Raw genomic sequence first — 4,688 nt, forward strand, 5'->3', positions numbered from 1 at the left:
CCAACGGGAGCTACAGGAGATACAGGCCCAACGGGAGCTACAGGAGACACAGGCCCAACGGGAGCTACAGGAGATACAGGCCCAACGGGAGCTACAGGAGATACAGGCCCAACGGGAGCTACAGGAGACACAGGCCCCACAGGTCCAGACGGCAGCGTACTAGGTTTTGCGGATTTCTATGCATTAATGCCTCCTGATAACGCAGCAACAGTTGCTGTAGGTACAGATGTAGATTTTCCGCAAGATGGGCCTATTAGCGGGGCGGCTATTACCCGTCTAACGGCTAGTTCATTTAACTTAGCTGCAATTGGCACTTATCAAGTCTTGTTTCAGGTGAGTGTGACCGAAGCAGGTCAACTGATTTTAACGCTTAATGGCGCTGATCTAGCTTATACTGTAGCGGGGAGAGCAACGCTTACTTCACAAATTGTAGGCATGGCACTTGTAACTACTACGTCCGTCAGTTCGATACTAACTGTAAGAAATCCTGCTGGAAATGCAGCGGCATTGACCATTACACCTCTCGCTGGAGGCACAAGGTCTGTTTCGGCACACCTCGTTATTATGCAAATTGCATAGAGAAAAATAGAAGAAATCTAGATATAGCACTGCGGGGGTTTATGCTCGTGGTGCTATTTTAAGTTAAGGGAATAGCTCACAATAGAAGAACTATTGAATATCTTATAATGATGAAAATTTATATCACAAAAGAACCTAAATGAATAATCTTTAAAATGACTCGGACACAAGATTGTTTATAACGTTAGAGAAATAAACTAAAAATGGGATGAGGAGATGTTTATGATAATCTAGATAAAATGATATTATTTGCAGATAAAAATAAGTGGGGATTTGAAACTATTTTGTTTGACGAAATAAGGTTTGATTTAATAGAAGTCATTGACAAAGCTGATCTTTATAAAGAAATGAATATCCTAGAAATAGGGTGTGGCCTAGAAGCAACACTAATAAAGATAAAAAAAGATTACCCCAATATAAGATTATATGGAGTAGAACCATATGAAAATATTGCTAAGCACATTGCAAAGGTTACGATCAAAAAGATTGGAGACTTTCCTTTGGAATTTCCTGAGGAACATTTTGACTATATTTTAATAGGAAATTATTTAAAAAAAGGTGGCTATATTATAGGAGCAGCACAAAACATCATGTATTATAGTGTTTTAAGAAATCTCTTAAATGGAAACTGGATTTATTCAAACAATGATAACCTTAACACCACTTTACAAGTAATTAAATTATAAATTCCAGAAAATACAAAAATCAAGCCTATCATTCCTGTAAATACTAAGTTTGTCAACAAATCCTACAGGAAAGGGCTTGATCATATGCATAGTATTTACAGAAAATCAATATTTAAACCTTTAAACCAATATTTAGAGATGTATAGACCACTATTTTATAAACGTAGCTTTCAGAAGTTTGTCATTCTCATTTGTGCAATACTTGCTGTTCAAGAAGTGAGGTCCATTAAGTTCATCTATGAGAAGTTTATTAAAAAATACTTTGAAGGTTGTTTGAATAGCTTTTAGTACTTCTTAGCTAGGGCTTAGACCTCTCGAAAATGGCATGTTGTACAGTACAAAAAGCACTCTCTATTATTCAGGCAGACTTCAAAGACAAGGCTACAATAGATCTTATTGTAGATGATACATTACAACCAAAGTTTGGAGAGCACTTTGGCTGTTATAGTACTTTGTTTGACCACGCTAAGCATGAAGGTAATCTAAAAGGTCATTGTTTTGTTTCTCTAGCTCTGAGTCTCCCTATCATTAGAAATAATCATATTAAATATATTACTTTGCCTATTAACTGCAAACTATATGATAAATCAAAGACTAAGCTCGTGATTGCTGCTGAAATGATAGAAGAAGTTATGCCTGAATTAAGAGATTATCAAGTTATTGTTCTATGCGATGCTTAGTACACCAAAAACCCTTTTTTATCAGCTATCCTAGCTTTTGATAATCTAGATGTGATTGGTGCTGTTCGAGCAGATACAGCGATTTATGATTCAGCCCCTGAACCAACTGGCAAACGTGGTAGGCCAGCGAAAAAAGAAAAGCGTATAGACTATAAAGACTTGAATTATACTGAACACAGTGATTTTTAAATAGCAAACCTAAAGTGTCTTACTAACCTTATATCAGAAGATGTATATGCTACATTTACAATCACAAATACAGATACCTTTTCATCTGTAAGGCTTTATATAAGAACCATTCCACTTGCAACGATTAAAAGTTTCTCAGTCAAAACGCCGGATGGTCTGGAAATGAATCATAAGCCACTCTTAACAAATGTATTTAGCGTTTTCAGAAGGCGTTGGTCAATTGAGGTTATGTTTTATCAACAAAAAACATTTTGGTCATTTGGTAAATATATGGTAAGAAGTAAAGTGGCTATAGAAAAGTACGCCCATTTAGCAGGGGTAACCTATGCACTTACTACCTTATTACCATTTCTACATAGTGATTTCTGGGAATGGCAATTTCAAAGCACACAAGAACCAAAGTATAGTTTTGGAGAGAAATTACTTCACGAACTAATTATGGGCAATTTGTTGAAAACACTATAACTTGATAAAAATACAGAAGCCATTTTTCACATTAGCTAAATACTTAAGCTCCGAGGATATTGCTAGTTAGTTTTATTGTAAAGTGGTGTTAAAGAAATAGAGACTGCGCTTATGAATTTATAATTTTGATGAGTAAAATTTAAGTCTAAAAATAAGTTGACGGGTACGTATTCTAAGATTCTACATATTATGCTAGTAGCTATTTTAATTAATACTATAAACGAGCATTTTTACAGGAAATACATTTGCAAATCCAACAAACTTAGTATTTGCAAGGGATTCTAAAATTTATAATCATTTTACTAATATATCCCCATATAGCTCGAACCTTTGAAGATACTACATGGCAATTTGTTTCCAGCGTTTTTGCTCGTTTATAGTTAATAGAAATGTCATAGAAACAAGGAGTGGCAAACCATGGAAGATAATATGTATTAGGCTAGAAGTAATAATGACAATTATAACGAGGAATACAGAGGAAATTATGATGATAATAATTCTTGTTGTTATTATGATAATAATGATTATGTTGATGTATGGTGTGTACAAGAGTACTACTGTGTAGGGCCAACGGGCCCGACAGGATTTATGGGACCATTAGGGCTAGCGGGAGTAACAGGCCAAACAGGATTTACGGGACCAGCGAGCGGAGGAGCTATAATACCATTTGCCTCAGGTGTTCAAGTAGAAATAACTACCATTGCCGGAGAGCTTAGAGGAATACCCGCATTTATAGGTTTTGGTTCATCAGGGGAAGGTCTTACTCCACTAGGAGTATTTATAGATCTTACGGGAGGAGCTGCGTTATTAACTAACTTAGCTTTTTCTGTTCCACGTGATGGAACGATAACATCAAGGGCCGTATACTTTAGTGCAACAGTAGCATTAGCGTTGGTTGGATCAACAATAGTTATTACAGGGAATTTATTTGAATCTACTACACCAAATAACATATTTACACCAATAGGATTAGCAGGAATAAGTGTATTACCTCCACTTACAGGTGTAATTGCCGCTGGAGTTACGAGCAATGCTATCCTTACTGGATTAGGAATACCTGTTACAGCAGAAACACGTTTACTATTAGTATTTTCTGCAGCTACATCTGGTGTGTCGCTGATTAATACTGTTGCTGGATATGCAAGTGCGGGTATTACAATAGCATAGCTTGACTTACAATTTTTTTGTTAAAAGTGATAAAGGCTAACTTACTTACTGCTAAAAGTATATAAGTTAGCCATTTTAAAAGGAAACATTCTTTTATATGAAAACATAAAGTAAAGGTATAAATGTTTATCTATAACTAGAATATCATTTAGTTGTATTTTCATACTGAATATTTTAATTATAACATAAGGGGGATTAGGATGAGTAATATAGCTTTACAAGTAGAACGTCTGGCTGATGGAACGGTGGTATCGGGAGGAAATGTTATATTCGATACAACGGTATATACAGCAGGAAATATTAGTTATAATCCGTTAACAGGAGTAATAACTTTTAATGAAGCTGGAAGGTATGTTCTTGATTGGTGGGTAGCGACTCAATCAGTTCAAGGCGCAACGGGTGTTGTTTTTGCAATTAATTCTTCACAAGGGGATGTTTTAGAGGGGAATTCTCCCATAAAAACAGGAGAAGTTGTAGGAGTAAGTATTATTGATGTAGCTGCAGCCCCAGTTACAGCTACATTAAGTTATATAGGAGTAGGAACTGTTTTTTTTCCTACAATAGTACCTGTTAAAGCAACATTGGTAGTAATACAAGATGATATTGTCCAAGGGGAGACTGGACCAATAGGACCAACGGGTGACACGGGTCCAACAGGAGACACCGGAGATACAGGACCAACAGGAGACACCGGAGATACAGGGCCAATAGGAGACACAGGAGATACAGGCCCAACGGGAGATACCGGAGACACAGGTCCAACAGGAGATACGGGTCCAACGGGAGATACAGGAGATACTGGTCCAACAGGAGATACCGGAGCAACAGGAGATACAGGATCAACGGGAGACACAGGAGCCACTGGACCAATGGGAGACACAGGAGCCACTGGACCAACGGGAGACACAGGAGTCACTCTGTT

General features: G+C 37.1%; 4 protein-coding genes and 2 pseudogenes. All 6 read left to right on the top strand.

The window, feature by feature from the left end:
- Window positions 1-579 (top strand): annotated as a pseudogene (locus tag BN3326_RS18855) (collagen-like protein); the annotation flags it as partial.
- Window positions 580-818: 239 nt separating this feature from the next.
- Window positions 819-1,265: a class I SAM-dependent methyltransferase gene (locus BN3326_RS18860; RefSeq protein ID WP_070000809.1), complete on the top strand. Its 447-nt coding sequence runs from the start codon at window positions 819-821 to the stop codon at window positions 1,263-1,265.
- Window positions 1,266-1,585: 320 nt separating this feature from the next.
- Window positions 1,586-1,945, top strand: coding sequence for a hypothetical protein (locus BN3326_RS22480; RefSeq protein WP_070000810.1), 360 nt, complete (start codon window positions 1,586-1,588; stop codon window positions 1,943-1,945).
- Between the two features lie 351 nt (window positions 1,946-2,296).
- Window positions 2,297-2,599, top strand: coding sequence for a hypothetical protein (locus BN3326_RS22485; protein ID WP_070000811.1), 303 nt, complete (start codon window positions 2,297-2,299; stop codon window positions 2,597-2,599).
- 588 nt (window positions 2,600-3,187) lie between these two features.
- On the top strand, window positions 3,188-3,766 hold the full coding sequence (locus tag BN3326_RS18875; protein ID WP_070000812.1) for an exosporium glycoprotein BclB-related protein: 579 nt from the start codon (window positions 3,188-3,190) through the stop codon (window positions 3,764-3,766).
- Window positions 3,767-3,966: 200 nt separating this feature from the next.
- Window positions 3,967-4,688, top strand: a pseudogene (locus BN3326_RS22635) (collagen-like protein); the annotation flags it as partial.

Source organism: Cellulosilyticum sp. I15G10I2 (assembly GCF_900095725.1).
GTDB lineage: Bacteria > Bacillota > Clostridia > Lachnospirales > Cellulosilyticaceae > FMMP01.

What these genes read in the sequence shown, in the direction of transcription:
- BN3326_RS18875 (WP_070000812.1), top strand. Translation starts at nt 3,188, where the DNA reads ATGGGACCATTAGGGCTAGCGGGAGTAACAGGCCAAACAGGATTTACG.
- BN3326_RS22485 (WP_070000811.1), top strand. Translation starts at nt 2,297, where the DNA reads ATGAATCATAAGCCACTCTTAACAAATGTATTTAGCGTTTTCAGAAGG.
- BN3326_RS22480 (WP_070000810.1), top strand. Translation starts at nt 1,586, where the DNA reads ATGGCATGTTGTACAGTACAAAAAGCACTCTCTATTATTCAGGCAGAC.
- BN3326_RS18860 (WP_070000809.1), top strand. Translation starts at nt 819, where the DNA reads ATGATATTATTTGCAGATAAAAATAAGTGGGGATTTGAAACTATTTTG.